Origin of the sequence: Pseudomonas sp. UBA6699, from assembly GCF_002454615.1 — a bacterium.
Classification (GTDB): domain Bacteria; phylum Pseudomonadota; class Gammaproteobacteria; order Pseudomonadales; family Pseudomonadaceae; genus Aquipseudomonas; species Aquipseudomonas juntendi.
The window spans coordinates 1-19,181 of record NZ_DKJF01000041.1 but is presented as its reverse complement, the minus strand read 5'-3'; the positions used below and the strand labels follow the sequence as shown (position 1 = coordinate 19,181).

The following is a 19,181-nucleotide window of genomic DNA, read 5'->3' as shown; positions in this document are numbered from 1 at the left end:
GCGCCGGGGCGACGTGCAGGCGGTTGCGCGGCCATGTGGGTTCAGGTGTTGGTCGGTATGTTTGCCCCAGGCATGCTGCCGTGGCCCAGGTTGCGTTCGACGTGGCGCACGGTTTTTGCCAATGTGTGTTTGATGTTCGGGTGAGTGAGCTGATACCTGCGTTCCAGTTGTTCGCTGAAACTCAGGTCGAAGCGCTGCGGCTGGATGAAGTTCAGCGACTCGGGGCTGATTGCCAGGCGGGTCGCTACTCCAGGAATTGCCAACAACCACTTCAGCACGCCTATCGGCACATGGTGGCGCGGGGCTTTTACCTGCAGGGTGGCGGCGATATCCTCCAGCAAGCCTTGCAGGTTAGGGGTGTGCGGGTCGAGTGCAAGCACCTGGCGGTTGGCCATTGAAGGGTCGAATGCCACGCAAGCCATCAGGGTAACCAGGTAGTCGACGCTGACCAGTGGCAGCCAATGGCTGGGCGAACCCGGAATGGCCTTGAACCGGCCCAACGCCAGGCCGCTAATCAGTGCTGCCAACGGCTGCCCGTCGAGGATGTGCCCGCGCTCACTGTCGCCGCAGACCGTGGCTGGGTGAACGATCGAGTACGCTGCGCCCGCACCTTGCATGTAGCGGATGACGGCGAAATGCGCTTCCAGCTTGCTCGCCTCATAACCGCCTACGCGGCGGTAAACCGCGGGCCAGTCGGTATGTTCCGGGTGCTCGTGATCCACTCCGATGCTGGCCAGGTGGCTGAAATTCTGCAGCATGTAGCCGCCCACCATCAGCAGGCGGGTGCCCTGGCTAGCCGCCAGCTGCGCTACCCGCAGCGCACCTTGCACATTCACGGCACGGGCATGTTCCAGGGAAAGCCCCCAGGTGAAGTGCGCCGCGAGGTGGAACACCACTGCGGCAGCCGACACGCGTTGGCGGTCGGCTTCGCTGAGCCCAAGGCCTTCTGTGCCGATATCGCCGGCAACTGCCTGTACGCCTGCAGGCTTGCCCCCCAGGCGGCCTACCTTTTCACGGAGCCGGGCGAGGTTTTCCGGGTGGCGCATCAGCACCCGCACGGTGTGCCCGGTGGCGGTGAGCCGCGCCAGTAGATGCTGGCCGATAAAACCACTGCCGCCGGTAACGAAGCATTCCACGCTCATGTCAGTTTCCTTGTCTGCAAGATGGGCGCAGGGTAGGGTGTAGAGCGCACTCTAAGGTCAAGGGGTTTTGTGCCATGAACATCGGGGAGCTGGAGCGCCGCAGCGGCGTCGGCCGCCATGCGTTGCGCTATTACGAGCAGCTCGGGCTGATCGTGGCCCAGCGGCAAGCCAACAATTATCGCAGCTACAGCGAGCAGGCCGTCGCTTACCTGAACTTCGTGCAAACTGCCCAGCGGGGCGGTTTCACGCTTGCCGAAATAGGGGAGATACTGGCTGCCAGGCGCGGCAATACCCTCGATTGCGTGCAGGGTGCACTGCTGGTCACTGGCAAAATGGCTGAAATCCAGGCCAAGATTCAGACGCTGCAGGCCGCATATGAGGTGCTTGATAGCAAGCGTGCCAAGCTCGTCGCCAGTGCTATTGCGACTGGGCTGACAATTCCTGAAAACATTTCCGCTGGCGCCTGAACGCCTGTCCTCCTAAAAAGGATTTTGTGGTACTCGAGCAGCGTTGCATCGCGTTTTCACTGGAACGATGGCCGCGTTGCCTGATCATAAGCTTGTCATCATTGCGTCATGCCACTGGCTTAGCATGACGGCGATAACTACGAAGATGAAATGAGTAAAGAGGGAGCAGGACCATGGATGAATACCAGGAAGAACTACTCGAATCCCAAGCCTACGAGCTGGACACCCCGGAACCGGCCGACGACGCCACCGAGCTTTGACCTGCCCGCCGCTGGCTGCGGCGAAACTCTCCCGGCGTAAGGCCCGTCCAGCGCTTGAACGCGCGCTGGAAGGCCTCGGCCGAAGCGAACCCCAATAAATAAGCAATCTCGCCGAACGCCAGTTCCGTATCACGGATGTAGGTCTCGGCCAGGTCGCGTCGTGTTTCATTGAGCAGGTCACGAAACCGCGTGCCTTCTTCGGCCAGCTTGCGCCGCAGTGTCCAGGTGGGCAGTTGCAAGTGCAGGGCTACCTCGACCAGGTCCGGTTCGCGGCCACCGTTGAGTAATGGGCCAAGCAGGTGGGTGATGCGCTCACCCAGGCTGCGCACCCGCGTGCGCTGCAGCATGTCTGCTTCACACAACTGCAGCAGGTGCTGCCAGGTGCTGGGGCAGTGCCTGGGGTTGGCCAACTGCAAGGTGGCGCGGCTCAGGCGCAATTGATTACCGTCGGCAGCGAACTGCACCGGGGTGCTGCACAGCGCCTGGTACTGCGCGGCGTAGGCGGGGGCGGCAAATTCGATTTCGAGGCGCTCGGCCTGCAGCGCAACGCCCGCCAGGTCGGCCAGTTGAGCCAGCCAGCCTGCCAGCACCGAGTCCACCACAAAGCGGTTGTAGGCGTTGTAGGGGCTGATGGAGTAGAAACGCAGCCAGGCACCTTCGGCGTCTTCATGAAAGCTGGAGTGGCCGCGGTAGTTGGCGGCGTACAGCGGTTCGAAGCGCAGCAAGGTGCGCGCGGCTTCCCCCACGGTAGGCGCCTGGGCTGCAGTGACCCCCGCCAGGCCCGCCTGGGCCAGCCGGCTCAGGCGGCCCATGTGCAAGCCCAGCGCGGCTTCGCCACATTGTTCGATGGCCGCATGGCCCAGGTGCATGTAGCGCGGGATCGAAAGGCGCGCATTGGCTTCGCTCAGGCGCGGTGCCTCCAGCCCATAGCGGCGCAGCAGCGGTTCGGGGGCGTGGCCCAGTTCGCGCAGGGCTTCGATCAGCGGCTGAACAAAGCCGACCGACAGCTCGCCCAGGCGCACGCGGGGGCGGGCCATGGCCTTACAACCACAGGTTCAGCAGGCGGGCGCCGGGGCTCGGCGTGCCTGCCAGCAACTCACCGGCCTGGCGGGCGAAGCCTTGGCCGTCACTGCCGTGTTCCCAGAACTGCCCCCGCATGAACACGCTCATGCTGCTGACCCTGGCCCCGGCCGCCTCGGTCAGGCGTTGCCAAGCCGTTTGTTCACTGACCTGGCCGCGCTGCACGGCCAGCCCGGCACTGGCCGCCTGGTGGCGGTTGCCACGCCAGGGGGCTTGCCAGCTGCCTTTGCCGCTGAGAAACACCGGGTTGGCTACCAGCTGCACGCCCTGGCTGGCCAGTTGCTGATGGTTCTGCGGGTACCAGCTGTCACTGCCCACCAGCACGCCCAGGCGCCCGGCGGGGGTTTGCACGACCTGCAGCGGATAATCGCGGCCCTCCTGCACATAACGGCGCATGTCACTGTCGGGGTATTGCTGGCGTTGCGGTTGGCCGAGCAGGGAACCGTCACCGGCGAACACCACGCTGCTGTTGAACAGTGCGCCACGCCCGGCATGCAGCACGCCTTGTTGCACATAGGGGGCGGGCAGCACGATGGAGCCGGCCACCAGGGTCACGCCAAACTCCTTGGCCAGGCCACCGAACAGCTGTTGATAGTCGGCAGCCATCTGCTCGGCCTTCATGCGCAGGTGGGCGTCGGCACGCCGGTCGTCGCCCTCGGCCGCTACCATGGCCAGCGCGTAGCGCAGCGGGTTGCTCAGTTCCAGCCATTGCTGGGCCTCGCGGCTCTGGGTGACCTGGTACAGCTCGTTCTTTTCGCCTCGTGCCCACAGCCAGGTACCGATGTGTTCCGGCAGCACGACCACGGTGCGCGGGCCGACCAGGCCCTGGGCGCGCGCCTGCTCCAGGTAGGCGGCCAGCTTGCGGTGCAGGCGTTGCAGGTTCTGGTAGTCGCTAGGGAACAGCAATGGCTCGATACCCAGCAGGTTGCCGCGGTCGCCCGGCACGCCATGGTTCAACGACAGTTCGATGCGCAGGTCGGACAGGTAGTGGCCTTCCGGGCGCTGCTGGCTCCAGAAACCGTAGCCGCAGAGCGCGGCGATCATTACCAGCGCCAGGGCGCTTGCCAGAAGTTTTCGCATGAAACAGAACGGCACATTGGCTGACGAAGGCTATCTAGGGTAAGCGCCCTGTTTGCCAGGATCAATAACTTGTCAGTTTCGATCATTGAGCCAATTCAAACGGCTGTTTAATGTCGCTGACAGACAAACGACGGAGGCCCGCCATTCGGTGAGGCGCCCGCACACCGTGAATCACGCCACCTGGGGACTTTTCCATGGCCGCCGAACGTTACCCGCACCTGCTTGCCCCGCTGGACCTTGGCTTCACCACCTTGCGCAACCGCACCCTGATGGGCTCGATGCACACCGGCCTCGAGGAGCGTCCCGGGGGGTTCGAGCGCATGGCGGCCTACTTTGCCGAGCGTGCCCGGGGCGGCGTTGGCCTGATGGTCACGGGCGGTATTGCGCCCAATGATGAAGGCGGGGTGTATTCCGGCGCGGCCAAACTCAGCACCGAGGCGGAGGCCGACCAGCACCGCATCGTCACCGAGGCGGTGCACGCCGCCGGTGGCAAGATCTGCCTGCAAATCCTGCATGCCGGGCGCTATGCCTATAGCCCACGGCAGGTGGCACCCAGCGCGATACAGGCGCCGATCAACCCGTTCAAGCCCAAGGAGCTGGACGAGCAAGGCATCGAGAAGCAGATCGCCGACTTCGTCAATTGCGCAGTGCTGGCCCAGCGTGCCGGTTATGACGGCGTCGAAATCATGGGTTCGGAAGGTTACTTCATCAACCAGTTTCTCGCCGCCCACACCAACCAGCGCACCGACCGTTGGGGCGGCAGCTACGAAAACCGCATGCGCCTGGCGGTGGAAATCGTCAGCCGGGTACGCGCGGCAGTAGGGCCGAACTTCATCATCATCTTCCGCCTGTCGATGCTCGACCTGGTCGAGGGCGGCAGCGACTGGGCGGAAATCGAGCAGTTGGCCAAGGCCATCGAGCAGGCCGGCGCTACCCTGATCAACACCGGGATCGGCTGGCATGAGGCGCGGATCCCGACCATCGCCACCAAGGTCCCGCGCGCGGCGTTCAGCAAGGTCACGGCCAAGCTGCGGGGCGTGGTGAACATTCCGCTGATTACCACCAACCGCATCAACACCCCGGAAGTGGCCGAGGCGGTGCTGGCCGAAGGGGATGCCGACATGGTTTCGATGGCTCGGCCGTTCCTGGCCGACCCGGATTTCGTCAACAAGGCTGCTGCCGGTCGTGCCGACGAAATCAATACCTGCATCGGTTGCAACCAGGCCTGCCTGGACCACACCTTCGGCGGCAAGCTGACCAGTTGCCTGGTCAACCCGCGGGCCTGCCACGAAACCGAGCTCAATTACCTGCCTGCGCCAGCGCCGAAGCGCATTGCCGTGGTCGGCGCCGGCCCGGCGGGCCTGGCCGCCGCCACCGTTGCCGCCGAGCGCGGGCATCACGTGACGCTGTTCGACGCTGCCAGCGAAATTGGCGGCCAGTTCAATGTCGCCAAGCGCGTCCCGGGCAAGGAAGAGTTCTTCGAAACGCTGCGCTACTTCCGCAACAAGCTGCAAAGCACAGGCGTCGACCTGCACCTCAATACCCGCGTGGATGTGCAGGCGCTGGTGCAGGGCGGCTATGACGAGATCATCCTGGCCACTGGCATTGCCCCGCGCACTCCGGCCATCCCCGGGGTCGAGCATGCCAAGGTGCTCAGCTACCTGGATGTACTGCTTGAGCGCAAGCCGGTGGGCAAGGCGGTCGCCGTGATCGGGGCCGGCGGTATCGGTTTTGATGTATCCGAATACCTGGTGCAGGAAGGGCGGGCCAGCAGCCTGGACCGTGATGCGTTCTGGAAGGAGTGGGGCATCGATACCCGGCTTGAGGCACGCGGCGGCGTTGCCGGCATCAAGGCCGAGCCGCATGCGCCGGCGCGTCAGGTGTTCCTGCTGCAGCGCAAGGCATCGAAGGTGGGGGACGGGTTGGGCAAGACCACCGGCTGGATCCACCGCACCGGCTTGAAGAACAAGCGCGTGCAGATGCTCAACAGTGTCGAGTACCTGGGCATAGACGATGCCGGTTTGCACATTCGCGTGGCGGGCGGTGAGCCGCAGGTGTTGGCCGTGGACAACGTCGTGATCTGCGCCGGGCAGGAGCCGCTGCGCGAACTGCAGGATGGGTTGGTGGCTGCGGGGCAATCGGTGCATTTGATCGGCGGCGCCGACGTGGCGGCCGAGCTGGATGCCAAGCGGGCGATCAACCAAGGGTCGCGGCTGGCGGCGCAGCTCTGAGATCGGCCCGGGGCAGCCCACAGGCGCTGCCCCGGGCTTTGCCTGTAAACTGCGATCCATGCATGCATTCGACCTTCCTCAAGCCCCACTGCAACGCTTGAGCCTGCCGTGGTTGCAACACGCCCAGGTACAGGTTGCCATTCTGCGCCTGGACCTGATCGATCCGCTGATCAGCGGCAACAAGTGGTTCAAGCTCCGCCACCACCTGCAGCAGGCCGCCACAGGCAATGCCCCCGGGCTGATCAGCCTGGGTGGCAACCACTCCAACCACCTGCATGCGCTGGCTGCGGCCGGCAAGCGGTTTGGCTTCGCCACTGCCGGCCTGCTACGCGGCCATGCCCAGGACACGCCCACCGTACGGGACCTGCAGGCGCTGGGCATGCACCTGCACTGGCTGGGTTATGGCGGCTACCGCGCACGCCACCAGCCCGGTTTCTGGGAACCTTGGCAAGCGCGCTATCCGGGCTGGCAGTGCATTCCCGAAGGCGGCGGTGGGCTGGTTGGCGCGCAGGGCTGCGCGCTGATCGTGCAGCAGGCGCAGGCGCAGATCTCGGCCCTGGGCTGGCCGGACTACGATGGCTGGTGGTTGGCTGCCGGAACAGGCACTACCGTGGCTGGCCTGGCCATGGCCGAGGCGGGCGCGCGTACCGTGCATGGCGCCTTGGCGGTACCTGCAGACCATGGGGTGGCGCAAGGGGTGGCAGCGCTGGCGGGCGCACATGGCTACCAGCTACATGAGGCCTGCCGAGGTGGGTTTGCCCGGTTCGACGACGAACTGCTGGCCTTCATCGCCGACTGCGAGCTGCACACGGGGGTGCCGCTGGAAGCGCTCTATACCGGCAAGGCCCTGTTGGCCCTGCGCGATCATGTCGCCGCCGGGCTGTTGGCGCCCGGCAGCCGCATGATCTTCGTGCATACCGGCGGCCTGCAAGGCCGACGTGGTTACTTGTAGGGCAGCATGCGCAACAGGGTGTTGTCGCGCACCACATAGTGGTGGTAAAGCCCGGCCAGCGCATGCAGGCCGATCAGCCAGTAGCCCCAACTGCCGACGCGCTCGTGCCAGCCCTTGATGAACTTGGCCTGGTCCGGGTTCGGGCCGATCAGGTGCGGCAGCTCAAGGCCGAAGAAAGGTACCGGTTTGTCGGCGGCGCTGAGGATCAGCCAGCCGGCCAGCGGCATGCCGATCATCAGCAGGTACAGTGCCAGGTGCATCAGGTGGGCAAGGCCGGTCTGCCAGGCGGGCGGCTTGGGCAGGATCGGCGGGGTAGGCCGGCTCAGGCGCATCGCCAGGCGCAACCAGACCAGCACGAAGACACTGAGGCCAAGCATGAAGTGCAGGTCTTTCATCAGGTTGCGCTCGGCGCTGTCCTTGGGGAACAGGCCACGCAGTTCGATAAGGGCGTAGACAGCGGCCAGCAGCACCAGCATCAGCCAGTGCAGGGCAATGGACAGGCGTGCGTAATGCGGTGCTGGGGTGGATGAAACCATGATCAGTCCTCGTCATCAGGTTTGGATAGCGCTCTTGTTGGCGCTCAGGTGTCACTTTAATGGCTACCGGCAGCAGATAGTTGCGCCAGGCCTGTGAAAATTGTGTTGCCTGCACGGGCTTTTGTGCGGGCCAGCCTTGATCTGCGTCAATCACTGCGTAGCTGCGGCCAATTGTCAGCCACCAGAAACACCCGTTCGGCTTCCTGCCAGGCGCCATCGGCCTCCTGCTCAAGCCTTACCAGCAGTTGCGCCGGGGCCTGCGGGTCCAGCACATGCAGCCACGCTGCAAACTGCTCTGCCTGCCAGCATAGCGCCGCTTCGACCCGCGCTGGCGCCAGCCATGCGCTGCGCGGCAGCGGTTGCCAGCGCTCGCCAACCGCCATCGCCCAATCCCGCCGCCTGACCCAGCGCCCGCGCAGGTGCTGCGGGTTGGCGCCTTCCGGTTCCTCGGCATGCCCAGGCCACGGATAGAACAGATAGCCCCCCAGCCACATATGCGCCTGCACCTGCTGCGCCCCAAGCCGGGCCAGCGCCTGCTGGCTGTGCGCCCCCCGCGACATCGGCAACTGGTGCTGCGCCAGGTGGGCCAGCTTGGCCCCTAGCCGGTCATGACAGCCTGGCCCCAGCCAGGCCTGGGTATCGTGCCCGCCACCGGGCGGGCCCAGGTACAGCTTGATCGCCAATTCCAGGTGGTGGACCCCGTCAGCATCACGCAGCAGCACATCCAGCTCGCCCAAGGTCAGGCCGCCCTCGCGAATGGCCAAGTTGGCGGCCAGCAGTTCAATGCCCGGTGCGTGGCGCAGGGCGAATTGCCACAGGCGTTCGTAGTAAAGCCCCAGGCGCCGGCTGCCCAGTTTCGCCAGCCAGTCGCGCAGCGGATGGTCATCCTTCTCCAGCGCCCGCAGCCACTGCTCCAGGCGGTGCGGCTGCTGTGCCCACAGGCTGCCCGCCAGCGGGTGGCGCTGAGGGCAGGGCGCGCCAGCGAGCAAGGGCGGCGACAGCACTGCCCAGGCCAGGTCGCGTACGGCCGGGCGCTGCAGTTGCCGGGGCAGATCGTGGAGTTGGCTGAAGGGTGTCATCCTGCGAGCATAGCCGGTTTGCCGCTGCCCGGTGGTTTCGCCCATAATCGGCGCATCGTCACCCGCCGCAGAGCCTTGCAGGAGCCCCATGGAGCAATTTCGCAATATCGGTATCATCGGTCGCCTCGGTAGCTCGCAGGTGCTCGACACCATCCGCCGACTGAAAAAATTCCTCCTCGACCGCCACCTGCACGTGATTCTCGAGGACACCATTGCCGAAGTGCTGCCCGGGCATGGCTTGCAGACCTCCACGCGCAAGCTGCTGGGCGAAGTCTGCGACCTGGTCATCGTGGTGGGTGGCGACGGCAGCCTGCTCGGCGCCGCCCGGGCCCTGGCCCGTCACAACATTCCGGTGCTGGGCATCAACCGGGGTAACCTGGGCTTTCTCACCGACATCCGCCCCGACGAACTGGAAGAAAAAGTCGCCGAGGTGCTCGACGGCCACTACCTGGTGGAAAACCGCTTCCTGTTGCAGGCCGAGGTCCGCCGCCATCACGAAGCCATTGGCCAGGGCGATGCGCTGAACGACGTGGTGCTGCACCCAGGCAAGTCCACGCGCATGATCGAGTTCGAAATCTATATCGACGGCCAGTTCGTCTGCAGCCAGAAGGCCGACGGCCTGATCGTTGCCACCCCCACCGGCTCCACCGCCTACGCGTTGTCGGCTGGCGGCCCGATCATGCACCCCAAGCTGGACGCCATCGTCATCGTGCCAATGTACCCGCACACCCTGTCTGGGCGGCCGATCGTGGTCGACGGCAACAGCGAGCTGAAGATCGTGGTGTCCAAGGACTTGCAGATCTACCCGCAGGTTTCCTGTGATGGCCAGAACCATTTCACCTGCGCCCCCGGCGACACCATCACGGTCAGCAAAAAACCGCAGAAGCTGCGCCTGATCCACCCGCTCGACCACAATTACTACGAGGTCTGCCGCACCAAGCTTGGTTGGGGCAGCCGCCTGGGGAGCAGTGACGACTGATGCTCGACCCGGCGCGCAGTTTCGACATCATCGGCGACGTGCACGGTTGTGCGCATACCCTTGAACGCCTGCTCGATACCCTCGGCTACAAGCGCGTGGCCGGCGTGTGGCGCCACCCACGGCGCCAGGCGCTGTTCCTCGGCGACATCGTCGACCGTGGGCCACGCATCCGCGAGGCCCTGCACCTCGTCCACGACATGGTTGAGGCTGGCCAGGCGTTCTGCATCATGGGCAACCACGAGTACAACGCCTTGGGCTGGGTGACGCCGGCGCTGCCCGGCAGCGGCAAGGCCTTCGTCCGCGAGCACACCCCGCGGCACGCCCGGCTGATCGACGAAACCCTGGCCCAGTTCGCCCAGCACCCCGCTGACTGGCACGACTTCGTCAACTGGTTCTACCAACTGCCGTTGTTCATCGATGCCGGGCGTTTCCGCCTGGTACACGCCTGCTGGGACCGACAACTGATCGAGCCGCTGCGCCAGCAGTACCCCGACGGGCGCATCGATGAGCACTTCATCCAGGCTTCTGCCGTGAGCAACAGCTTCGCCGCCACCGTGTGCAACCGCCTGTTGCGCGGTACCGACATGCGCCTGCCCGACGGCCTGACCTTGACCGGCGGCGACGGCCTGACGCGCGCCTTCTTCCGCACCAAGTTCTGGGAGGAAGACCCGCAAACCTACGGCGACATCGTGTTCCAGCCTGATGCCCTGCCGGCCGAGGTGGCCAATGCGCCGCTCAGCCACAGCCAGAAAAATGCCTTGCTGCGTTATGCCGAAGACGAGCCGATGCTGTTCGTCGGCCACTACTGGCGCAGCGGCCACCCCGCGCCGATTCGCCCCAACCTGGCCTGCCTGGACTACAGCGCGGTGCTGTACGGCAAGCTGGCGGCCTACCGGCTGGATGACGAAACCCGCATCGACCCGCACAAGTTCGTGTGGGTCGACGTAGACCGCCCACAGGCCAACCAATGAGCATAATCGAAGTGATGCGCCTGCCGCTGTCGGTCGACCTCAGCGGCTTCATTCACATGCTGCAGCGCCTGCAGGTGCCGCACCGGGTCAGCGAAGAGGGGGACGTGCAGGTACTCTGGGCGCCCGACACCCTGGCCGAAGACGTCCGCGAACTTTACCAGCGCTACCCGCAAGGCAACGCCGAGCTGTCGGCTGCCCCCGAGCCGGTGGCAGCTGGAATGGCCGCGAAAGTGCCGTCCCTGGCAGAACAGGCCCGGGCCTGCAAGGTCACCACGCTCACCCTGCTGGCGTGCTTCATCGTCGCCGGCCTGACCAGCCTGGGCGACAACTTCACCACCATCAGCTGGTTTACCTTCCTCGACTTCCGGGTGCAGGGCGACTACCTGTATTTCACCCCGCTGGCAGAAACCCTCGACCAAGGGCAATGGTGGCGGTTGGTATCACCCATGCTGCTGCACTTCGGCGGGCTGCATCTGGCCATGAACAGCCTGTGGTACTGGGAGCTGGGCAAGCGCATCGAGCTGCGCCAGGGCCCCTGGATGCTGCTGGGCCTGACCCTGCTGTACAGCCTGGTCTCCAACCTGGCGCAGCACTACACCAGCGGGCCGAGCCTGTTCGGCGGGCTGTCTGGCGTACTGTACGGCCTCCTGGGGCATGTATGGCTGTTCCAGTGGCTGGCACCGAACCGTTACTTCAGCCTGCCCAAGGGTGTGCTGGTGATGATGCTGATCTGGCTGGTGGTGTGCCTGACCGGTGTGGTCGGCAGCCTCGGCCTTGGCCAGATCGCCAACGCCGCCCACGTAGGCGGGCTGCTCATCGGATGCCTGACCGGGCTCTTGGGTGGGGCGCTAGCCCGGCGTAAACTGTCGGCTTGAATCAGGAGACTGTATGTCCACTTTCGCGCAAATGATTGAAAACATCACCCCGGAAATCTACGAAAGCCTGAAACTGGCCGTGGAAATCGGCAAATGGTCGGATGGCCGCAAGCTCACCGCCGAGCAGAAAGAGCTGTCGCTGCAGGCCGTGATCGCCTGGGAGATGAAAAACCTGCCAGAAGACCAGCGCACCGGTTACATGGGCCCGCAGGAATGCGCGTCGAAGTCTGCGCCGATCGCCAACATTCTGTTCAAGTCGGACTCGGTACATTGATCGAACTCGCTCGTGGCTCGTTGAGCAAAATGGCGGTAAGCCTGCAGGCGCCGGTGGTGCAGTACAGCTTCCGCCTGGGTGACACGCAGGTGCCGGTCAACCCGCTGATCGGCCAGCGCCTGCGCCTGGAATACCTTGGCGCCATTCACTGCAGCCATTGCGGCAAGCGCACCAAGACCAGCTTCAGCCAAGGTTACTGCTACCCGTGCATGACCCGGCTGGCCCAGTGCGATGTGTGCATCATGGCCCCGGAAAAATGCCATTACGAGGCCGGCACCTGCCGTGAACCGGCCTGGGGCGAACAGTTCTGCATGACCGACCATGTGGTCTACCTGGCCAACTCGTCAGGGATCAAGGTCGGCATCACCCGCGCCAGCCAGCTGCCCACCCGGTGGCTCGACCAAGGGGCCAGCCAGGCCCTGCCGATCATGCGCGTGGCTACCCGCCAGCAGTCTGGCCTGGTCGAAGACGTGCTGCGCAGCCAGGTGCCCGACCGCACCAACTGGCGTGCACTGCTCAAGGGCGATGCCGAGGTGCTCGACCTGGCGGCCATTCGTGAGCAGGTATTCGACGCGTGCGCCGAGCGCCTGGGCGAGCTGCAAGGGCGTTTCGGGCTGCAGGCGATCCAGCCGCTGCCGGACGCCGAAGTGGTGCAGATCAACTACCCGGTCCAGGCCTACCCGCAAAAGATCGTCAGCTTCAACCTGGACAAGGACCCGGTCGCCGAAGGCACGCTGCTGGGCATCAAGGGCCAGTACCTGATCTTCGACACCGGTGTGATCAATATTCGCAAGTACACGGCCTACCAGTTGGCCGTGCTCCAGTAAAAAGGACCTGCACATGCGCACCGAACAACCGCAAGTGATCTACCTGAAGGATTACCAGGCGCCCGAGTACCTGATCGACGAGACGCACCTGACCTTCGAGCTGTTCGAGGACCACACCCTGGTTCACGCACAGCTGGTGATGCGTCGCAACCCGGCCCGCGGGGCCGGCTTGCCGCCGCTGGTGCTCGATGGCCAGCAGCTGGAGCTGCTGCGTGCCGCGCTGGATGACCGGGAATTGCAGGCCGCCGACTACCAGCTGGACGGTGACAGCCTGACCGTGCACCCGCAAGCCGAGCACTTCACCCTCGACACCAGCGTGAAGATCCACCCGGAAAGCAACACTGCGCTCGAAGGTTTGTACAAATCCGGCAAGATGTTCTGCACCCAGTGCGAGGCCGAGGGTTTCCGCAAGATCACCTATTACCTCGACCGCCCGGACGTGATGAGCAGCTTCACCACCACGGTGATCGCCGAGCAGCATCGCTACCCGGTGCTGTTGTCCAACGGTAACCCCACCGGCAGCGGGCCGGCCGAGGACGGCCGCCACTGGGCCACCTGGGAAGACCCGTTCAAGAAGCCAGCCTACCTGTTCGCCTTGGTGGCCGGTGACCTGTGGTGCGTCGAAGACACCTTCACGCGCCAGTCGGGCCGTGATGTGCTGCTGCGCATCTATGTCGAGCCCGAGAACCTGGACAAGTGCGACCACGCCATGGTCAGCCTGAAGAAGTCGATGCGTTGGGACGAGGAAGTCTACGGCCGCGAATACGACCTGGACATCTTCATGATCGTTGCCGTCAACGACTTCAACATGGGCGCCATGGAAAACAAGGGCCTGAACATCTTCAACTCCAGCTGTGTGCTGGCCCGCGCCGAAACGGCCACCGATGCCGCGCACCAGCGTGTCGAAGGTGTGGTCGCCCACGAGTATTTCCACAACTGGTCGGGCAACCGCGTCACGTGCCGCGACTGGTTCCAGCTGTCGCTGAAGGAAGGTTTCACGGTGTTCCGCGATGCCGAGTTCAGTGCCGACATGAACTCGCGCACGGTCAAACGCATCGAGGACGTGGCCTACCTGCGTACTCACCAGTTTGCCGAAGATGCCGGCCCCATGGCCCACCCCGTGCGCCCGGACAGCTTCATCGAGATTTCCAACTTCTACACCCTGACAGTGTACGAGAAGGGCGCCGAAGTGGTGCGCATGGTCCGCACCTTGCTGGGTGCCGATGGTTTCCGCAAAGGCAGCGACCTGTATTTCGAGCGCCACGATGGCCAGGCGGTGACCACCGACGACTTCATCAAGGCCATGGAAGACGCCAACGGCGTGGACTTTACCCAGTTCAAGCGCTGGTACAGCCAGGCAGGCACCCCGCGCCTGGAAGTCAGCGAAGCGTACGACGCCGCCGCCCAGACCTACAGCCTGACGTTCCGCCAAAGCTGCCCGCCCACCCCGGACAAGGCCGAGAAGCTGCCGTTCGTGATCCCGGTGGAGTTGGGCCTGCTGGATGCTGCCGGCAACGACCTGCCGCTGCAACTGGCAGGTGAAGGCGCCGCCACGGCGGCCGAACCAGCCACCAGTCGGGTGCTGTCGGTGACCGAGGCCGAGCAGACCTTCACCTTCCAGGGTATCCAGGCCAAGCCGCTGCCGTCGCTGCTGCGTGGCTTCAGCGCCCCGGTCAAGCTCAGTTTCCCGTACGACCGCGACCAGTTGATGTTCCTGATGCAACATGACAGCGATGGTTTCAACCGCTGGGAAGCGGGCCAGCAGCTGGCGGTCCAGGTATTGCAGGAACTGATCGGCCAGCACCAGCGTGGCGAAGCCCTGAAACTGGACCAGCGCCTGATCACGGCCTTGGGCACGGTACTGGGCAACCCGTCGCTGGACCCGGCCATGGTTGCCGAAATGCTCTCGCTGCCGGGTGAGGCCTACCTCACCGAAATCAGCCAGGTGGCCGACGTGGACGCCATCCATGCCGCCCGCGAGTTCGCCCGCCAGCAGATCGCCGAGCAACTGTTGGACGCGTTGTGGGCGCGCTACCAGGCCCACCGCGAAGCGTCGCGCAGCACTGCCTATGTGGCCTCGGCCGAGCACTTCGCCCGCCGCAGCCTGCAGAACATCGCCCTGTCGTACCTGATGCTGAGCGGCAAGCCGCACGTGCTGGAAGCGACCCTGGAGCAGTTCGAGCACTGCGACAACATGACCGAGCGCCTGACCGCGCTGGCGGTGCTGGTCAACTCGCCATTCCAGGCCGAGCGGGCGAAAGCGCTGGAGGCGTTCGCCGAGCACTTCAAGGACAACCCGCTGGTGATGGACCAGTGGTTCAGCGTGCAGGCGGCCAGCACCTTGCCGGGCGGGCTGGCGCGGGTCAAGGCGTTGATGCAGCACCCGGCGTTCACCCTGAAGAATCCCAACAAGGTGCGTGCGCTGATCGGTGCGTTTGCCGGGCAGAACCTGGTCAACTTCCATGCCGCCGATGGTTCTGGCTACCGTTTCCTGGCTGACCTTGTGATCGAACTGAATGCGCTGAACCCGCAGATCGCTTCGCGTCAGCTGGCGCCGCTGACCCGCTGGCGCAAGTATGACGAGGCGCGCCAGGCGCTGATGAAGGGCGAGCTCGAACGGATTCTGGCTTCGGGTGAGCTGTCCAGTGATGTGTATGAAGTGGTGAGCAAGAGCCTGGCTTGAGGGCAATCGGGCTGCTTTGCAGCCCATCGCGACACAAGGCCGCTCCTACAGGGTGAGATGCGATTGTAGGAGCGGCCTTGTGTCGCGATGGGCCGCACCGCGGCCTTGGCTTTTTCAGGCCGACAACAAAACATAACACCCCGCCCGTTGTAATCCCGCGAACATCCCCGCTACGATCCCTTCAAGCTGTTGCAGGCCTCTAGATCAGGCTTTTCGCAGTGCCTGCAATGCATTGACCCGCCGAATAAAAACACCAAGGGGACAGTCATGAGGGAACACAACAGGCGCCGCGCCTGGCCACTGGCAGCGGCATTGGCGCTGGCACTGGGCGCGTGGGCCGGCAGCGTGCAAGCCGCCAGTGCCGACCAGTACTCCACCGAATCGGCCAAGGCCAGCCAGAGCCTGTTGATCGGCACCACCCACGCCGGCAAGCGCCTGGTCGTGGTCGGTGATCGCGGCCATATCCTGTTCTCCGACGACCAGGGCAACACCTGGACCCAGGCCCGGGTACCTACCCGGCAGTTGCTCACGGCGGTGTTCTTCATCGACGACAAGCGCGGCTGGGCCGTCGGCCATGACGCCCAGGTGCTCACCAGCAGCGACGGCGGCGCCACCTGGACCAAGCAGTTCGAAGACCTTGCCCGTGAAGCGCCGTTGCTTAATGTCACCTTCCTGGATGCCCGGCATGGCTTTGCCGTGGGCGCCTACGGGGCCTTGCTGGAAACCACTGACGGCGGCCAGCACTGGCAGGACGTGGCCGAGCGCCTGGACAACCCCGACCAGTTGCACCTCAACGGCATCACCCAGGTGCGCGATGCCGGCCTGTTCATCGTTGGCGAGCAGGGCGGCATGTTCCGCTCAGCGGATAACGGCCAGACCTGGGCCAAGGTGCAAGGCCCCTACGAGGGCTCGCTGTTTGGCGTGATCGGCACCCGTTCACCCCGCACCCTGCTGGCCTACGGCCTGCGCGGCAACCTGTTCCGTTCAGCCGACTTCGGTGACAGCTGGCAGCAGGTCGAACTGAAGGCCGCGCGCGGCAGCCTGGAATTCGGCCTGGCTGGCGCTGCGCTGCTGGCTGATGGCGCCCTGGTGCTGGTTGGCAACGGCGGCAGCGTGCTGCGCAGCACCGACGATGGCCAGACCTTCAGCGTGTACAACCGTGGCGACCGCATCGCCCTGGCCGGCGTCAGTGGTCTGGCCGATGGCGGCCTGCTGCTGGTGGGCCAGGGCGGTGTGCACCTGGCAACCGCGCAAGGTGCCGATCGCATTGCCGAGGAGCCGCGCCAATGACCAGCCGGGAGAGCATCACCATGCATCCGCATCACCAGGACAAGCCTACGCTGCTCGAACGGCTGATCTTCAACAACCGCCCCGTGGTCATCGCCCTGTGCGTGCTGATCAGTATTTTCCTGTTCTGGCAGGCGACGCAGATTCGCCCCTCCACCAGTTTCGAGAAGATGATCCCGCTGCAGCACCCGTTCATCGAGCAGATGATGGAGCACCGCAATGACCTGGCCAACCTCGGCAACACCGTGCGCATCTCGGTGGAGGCGGTCAAGGGTGACATTTTCGACAAGGATTACATGGAGACCCTGCGCCAGATCCATGACGAGGTGTTTTACCTGCCTGGCGTCGACCGTGCCGGGCTGAAGTCGCTGTGGAGCCCCAGCGTGCGCTGGAGCGAGGTCACGGAAGAGGGCTTTTCCGGTGGCGAGGTGATCCCCAACACCTACAACGGCTCTCAGGACAGCCTCGATACCCTGCGCGACAATGTGCTCAAGTCCGGCCAGGTCGGGCGGCTGGTCGGCAACAACTTCAAGTCCAGTATCATCGATGTGCCACTGCTGGAAAGCTACCCTGACCCGCAGGACCCCAGCCGGCTGGCGAAACTGGATTACCAGCAGTTCTCGCACCTGCTGGAAGAGAAGGTGCGTGACAAGTTCCAGGCGCAGAACCCCAATGTGAAAGTGCACATTGTCGGCTTTGCCAAGAAGGTCGGTGACCTGATCGACGGGCTGGTGATGGTGGCGATGTTCTTCGGCGTCGCCCTGGTGATCACCTGGGTGCTGTTGTACTGGTTCACCTGGTGTATCCGCAGCACCATCGCCGTGCTCATCACCACCCTGGTGGCGGTGGTCTGGCAACTGGGGCTGATGCACGCGGTGGGTTTCGGCCTGGACCCATACTCGATGCTGGTGCCGTTCCTGATCTTCGCCATTGGCATTTCCCACGGGGTGCAGAAGATCAACGGCATCGCCTTGCAGTCGAGTGACGCCGACAACGCGCTCACCGCAGCACGGCGAACGTTCCGGCAGTTGTTCCTGCCGGGCATGATCGCCATCCTGGCCGATGCGGTGGGCTTCATCACCCTGCTGATCATCGACATCGGGGTGATTCGCGAGCTGGCCATCGGCGCGTCCATCGGGGTGGCGGTGATCGTGTTCACCAACCTGATCCTGCTGCCGGTCGCCATCTCCTATGTCGGTATCAGCAAGAAGGCCATCGAACGCAGCAAGAAGGACGCCACCCGCGAACACCCGTTCTGGCGCCTGCTGTCGAACTTTGCCAGCGCCAGGGTGGCGCCGGTGTCGGTGGCGCTGGCGCTGCTCGCCTTCGGCGGGGGGCTGTGGTACAGCCAGAACCTGAAAATCGGCGACCTCGACCAGGGCGCGCCGGAGCTGCGCCCCGACTCGCGCTACAACCAGGACAACAACTTCGTCATCAGCAACTACTCGACCAGTTCCGATGTGCTGGTGATCATGGTCAAGACGCCGGCCGAGCAGTGCTCCATCCACTCGACCATGACCCCGATCGACGAGCTGATGTGGACCATGGAAAACACCCCCGGGGTCCAGTCGGCGATCTCCCTGGTCACTGTGTCCAAGCAGGTGATCAAGGGCATGAACGAGGGCAGCCTGAAATGGGAAACCCTGTCGCGCAACCCCGACATCCTCAACAACTCCATCGCCCGTGCCGACGGGCTGTACAACGGTGACTGCTCGCTGGCGCCGGTACTGGTGTTCCTCAACGACCACAAGGCCGAAACCCTGGAGCGGGTCACGGCGGTAGCCCAGGCGTTTGCCGACAGCCACAACAAGGAGGGCCTGCAGTTCCTGCTGGCAGCAGGCAATGCCGGGATCGAGGCCGCGACCAACGAGGTGATCAAGTCGGCCGAACTGACCATCCTGATCCTGGTGTACATCTGTGTGGCAGTGATGTGCCTGATCACCTTCCGCTCGTTGGCCGCCACCCTGTGCATCGTTCTGCCGCTGGTGCTGACCTCGGTGCTGGGTAACGCGCTGATGGCCTACATGGGCATCGGTGTGAAGGTGGCCACCTTGCCGGTGGTGGCGCTGGGCGTGGGCATTGGCGTTGACTACGGCATCTACATCTACAGCCGCCTGGAAAGTTTCCTGCGCGCCGGGTTGCCGTTGCAGGAGGCGTATTACCAGACCCTGCGCTCGACCGGCAAGGCAGTGCTGTTCACCGGGCTGTGCCTGGCCATTGGTGTGTGCACCTGGATCTTCTCGGCGATCAAGTTCCAGGCAGACATGGGCCTGATGCTGACCTTCATGTTGCTCTGGAACATGTTCGGGGCGTTGTGGCTGCTGCCGGCCCTGGCGCGGTTCCTGATCAAGCCGGAGAAAATGGTGGGCAAGCAAGGGGGGTCGATTTTCGCCCATTGAAGGCAGGGGGCCGCGTTGCGGCCCAATCGCCGGCAAGCCACACAGGGATCGCCTTAGGG

The 19,181-nt window shown here is 64.5% G+C and carries 16 protein-coding genes; 11 read left to right on the top strand and 5 right to left on the bottom strand.

Annotated elements, in window-relative coordinates:
• Window positions 1-41: 41 nt before the first annotated feature.
• Window positions 42-1,142 (bottom strand): SDR family oxidoreductase, encoded by a 1,101-nt coding sequence (locus tag B3361_RS07810; protein WP_054905321.1) that lies wholly within the window; start codon window positions 1,140-1,142, stop codon window positions 42-44.
• 74 nt (window positions 1,143-1,216) lie between these two features.
• On the opposite strand from B3361_RS07810, the gene B3361_RS07805 reads away from it, so the two are divergent.
• Complete coding sequence (locus tag B3361_RS07805) at window positions 1,217-1,609, top strand: MerR family transcriptional regulator (protein WP_286920156.1); 393 nt, start codon at window positions 1,217-1,219, stop codon at window positions 1,607-1,609.
• Window positions 1,610-1,820: 211 nt separating this feature from the next.
• On the opposite strand, the gene B3361_RS07800 is transcribed toward B3361_RS07805, so the two are convergent.
• Window positions 1,821-2,906, bottom strand: a complete 1,086-nt coding sequence (locus B3361_RS07800) for an AraC family transcriptional regulator (protein ID WP_054905319.1) — start codon at window positions 2,904-2,906, stop codon at window positions 1,821-1,823.
• Window positions 2,907-2,910: 4 nt separating this feature from the next.
• Complete coding sequence (locus B3361_RS07795) at window positions 2,911-4,029, bottom strand: carbon-nitrogen hydrolase family protein (protein WP_054905318.1); 1,119 nt, start codon at window positions 4,027-4,029, stop codon at window positions 2,911-2,913.
• 194 nt (window positions 4,030-4,223) lie between these two features.
• On the opposite strand from B3361_RS07795, the gene B3361_RS07790 reads away from it, so the two are divergent.
• Together B3361_RS07790 and B3361_RS07785 are read left to right on the top strand one after the other, a co-directional pair.
• Window positions 4,224-6,260, top strand: a complete 2,037-nt coding sequence (locus B3361_RS07790; RefSeq protein ID WP_054905317.1) for an NADPH-dependent 2,4-dienoyl-CoA reductase — start codon at window positions 4,224-4,226, stop codon at window positions 6,258-6,260.
• A gap of 58 nt (window positions 6,261-6,318) precedes the next feature.
• The gene (locus tag B3361_RS07785; RefSeq protein WP_054905316.1) at window positions 6,319-7,212 is read left to right on the top strand and encodes a 1-aminocyclopropane-1-carboxylate deaminase/D-cysteine desulfhydrase; all 894 of its coding nucleotides are present in this window, start codon (window positions 6,319-6,321) and stop codon (window positions 7,210-7,212) included.
• Here B3361_RS07785 and B3361_RS07780 read toward each other — a convergent pair.
• Window positions 7,203-7,748: a cytochrome b gene (locus B3361_RS07780; RefSeq protein WP_009683752.1), complete on the bottom strand. Its 546-nt coding sequence runs from the start codon at window positions 7,746-7,748 to the stop codon at window positions 7,203-7,205. The genes B3361_RS07785 and B3361_RS07780 overlap by 10 nt on opposite strands.
• Before the next feature lie 146 nt (window positions 7,749-7,894).
• Entirely contained in the window at window positions 7,895-8,917 is a 1,023-nt protein-coding gene (locus B3361_RS07775; RefSeq protein WP_054905315.1) for a DUF1853 family protein, read from the bottom strand.
• Between B3361_RS07775 and B3361_RS07770 the strand changes: the two genes are divergently transcribed.
• The 8 genes from B3361_RS07770 to B3361_RS07735 all read left to right on the top strand — a co-directional run bounded on the left by B3361_RS07770 (window position 8,916) and on the right by B3361_RS07735 (window position 19,122).
• Window positions 8,916-9,806 carry an NAD(+) kinase gene (locus tag B3361_RS07770; protein WP_009683749.1) on the top strand — a complete coding sequence of 297 codons (891 nt, stop codon included), beginning with the start codon at window positions 8,916-8,918 and terminating at the stop codon, window positions 9,804-9,806. The two genes, B3361_RS07775 and B3361_RS07770, sit on opposite strands and share 2 nt — an antisense overlap.
• Complete coding sequence (locus B3361_RS07765; RefSeq protein WP_054905314.1) at window positions 9,806-10,777, top strand: metallophosphoesterase; 972 nt, start codon at window positions 9,806-9,808, stop codon at window positions 10,775-10,777. The genes B3361_RS07770 and B3361_RS07765 overlap by 1 nt, the downstream gene beginning before the upstream one ends.
• A complete protein-coding gene (locus B3361_RS07760; protein ID WP_054905313.1) occupies window positions 10,774-11,652 on the top strand; it encodes a rhomboid family intramembrane serine protease in 879 nt (292 codons plus the stop codon). The genes B3361_RS07765 and B3361_RS07760 overlap by 4 nt, the downstream gene beginning before the upstream one ends.
• A 13-nt stretch (window positions 11,653-11,665) precedes the next feature.
• Window positions 11,666-11,926, top strand: a complete 261-nt coding sequence (locus tag B3361_RS07755) for a YeaC family protein (protein ID WP_003260154.1) — start codon at window positions 11,666-11,668, stop codon at window positions 11,924-11,926.
• Window positions 11,923-12,753, top strand: a complete 831-nt coding sequence (locus B3361_RS07750) for a DUF2797 domain-containing protein (protein ID WP_009683746.1) — start codon at window positions 11,923-11,925, stop codon at window positions 12,751-12,753. Before B3361_RS07755 ends, B3361_RS07750 begins: the two co-directional genes overlap by 4 nt.
• Before the next feature lie 13 nt (window positions 12,754-12,766).
• Window positions 12,767-15,436 carry an aminopeptidase N gene (pepN, locus tag B3361_RS07745; protein WP_054905312.1) on the top strand — a complete coding sequence of 890 codons (2,670 nt, stop codon included), beginning with the start codon at window positions 12,767-12,769 and terminating at the stop codon, window positions 15,434-15,436.
• Window positions 15,437-15,703: 267 nt separating this feature from the next.
• On the top strand, window positions 15,704-16,726 hold the full coding sequence (locus B3361_RS07740) for a WD40/YVTN/BNR-like repeat-containing protein (RefSeq protein ID WP_054905311.1): 1,023 nt from the start codon (window positions 15,704-15,706) through the stop codon (window positions 16,724-16,726).
• A 20-nt stretch (window positions 16,727-16,746) separates the two neighbouring features.
• Window positions 16,747-19,122 carry an efflux RND transporter permease subunit gene (locus B3361_RS07735; protein ID WP_054905334.1) on the top strand — a complete coding sequence of 792 codons (2,376 nt, stop codon included), beginning with the start codon at window positions 16,747-16,749 and terminating at the stop codon, window positions 19,120-19,122.
• Window positions 19,123-19,181: the final 59 nt, after the last annotated feature.

Excerpts from the sequence above, each read along its gene's own strand:
- B3361_RS07810 (WP_054905321.1), bottom strand. The coding sequence starts at position 1,142 with ATGAGCGTGGAATGCTTCGTTACCGGCGGCAGTGGTTTTATCGGCCAG.
- B3361_RS07805 (WP_286920156.1), top strand. The coding sequence starts at position 1,217 with ATGAACATCGGGGAGCTGGAGCGCCGCAGCGGCGTCGGCCGCCATGCG.
- B3361_RS07800 (WP_054905319.1), bottom strand. The coding sequence starts at position 2,906 with ATGGCCCGCCCCCGCGTGCGCCTGGGCGAGCTGTCGGTCGGCTTTGTT.
- B3361_RS07795 (WP_054905318.1), bottom strand. The coding sequence starts at position 4,029 with ATGCGAAAACTTCTGGCAAGCGCCCTGGCGCTGGTAATGATCGCCGCG.
- B3361_RS07790 (WP_054905317.1), top strand. The coding sequence starts at position 4,224 with ATGGCCGCCGAACGTTACCCGCACCTGCTTGCCCCGCTGGACCTTGGC.
- B3361_RS07785 (WP_054905316.1), top strand. The coding sequence starts at position 6,319 with ATGCATGCATTCGACCTTCCTCAAGCCCCACTGCAACGCTTGAGCCTG.
- B3361_RS07780 (WP_009683752.1), bottom strand. The coding sequence starts at position 7,748 with ATGGTTTCATCCACCCCAGCACCGCATTACGCACGCCTGTCCATTGCC.
- B3361_RS07770 (WP_009683749.1), top strand. The coding sequence starts at position 8,916 with ATGGAGCAATTTCGCAATATCGGTATCATCGGTCGCCTCGGTAGCTCG.
- B3361_RS07775 (WP_054905315.1), bottom strand. The coding sequence starts at position 8,917 with ATGGGGCTCCTGCAAGGCTCTGCGGCGGGTGACGATGCGCCGATTATG.
- B3361_RS07765 (WP_054905314.1), top strand. The coding sequence starts at position 9,806 with ATGCTCGACCCGGCGCGCAGTTTCGACATCATCGGCGACGTGCACGGT.
- B3361_RS07760 (WP_054905313.1), top strand. The coding sequence starts at position 10,774 with ATGAGCATAATCGAAGTGATGCGCCTGCCGCTGTCGGTCGACCTCAGC.
- B3361_RS07755 (WP_003260154.1), top strand. The coding sequence starts at position 11,666 with ATGTCCACTTTCGCGCAAATGATTGAAAACATCACCCCGGAAATCTAC.
- pepN (WP_054905312.1), top strand. The coding sequence starts at position 12,767 with ATGCGCACCGAACAACCGCAAGTGATCTACCTGAAGGATTACCAGGCG.
- B3361_RS07740 (WP_054905311.1), top strand. The coding sequence starts at position 15,704 with ATGAGGGAACACAACAGGCGCCGCGCCTGGCCACTGGCAGCGGCATTG.
- B3361_RS07735 (WP_054905334.1), top strand. The coding sequence starts at position 16,747 with ATGCATCCGCATCACCAGGACAAGCCTACGCTGCTCGAACGGCTGATC.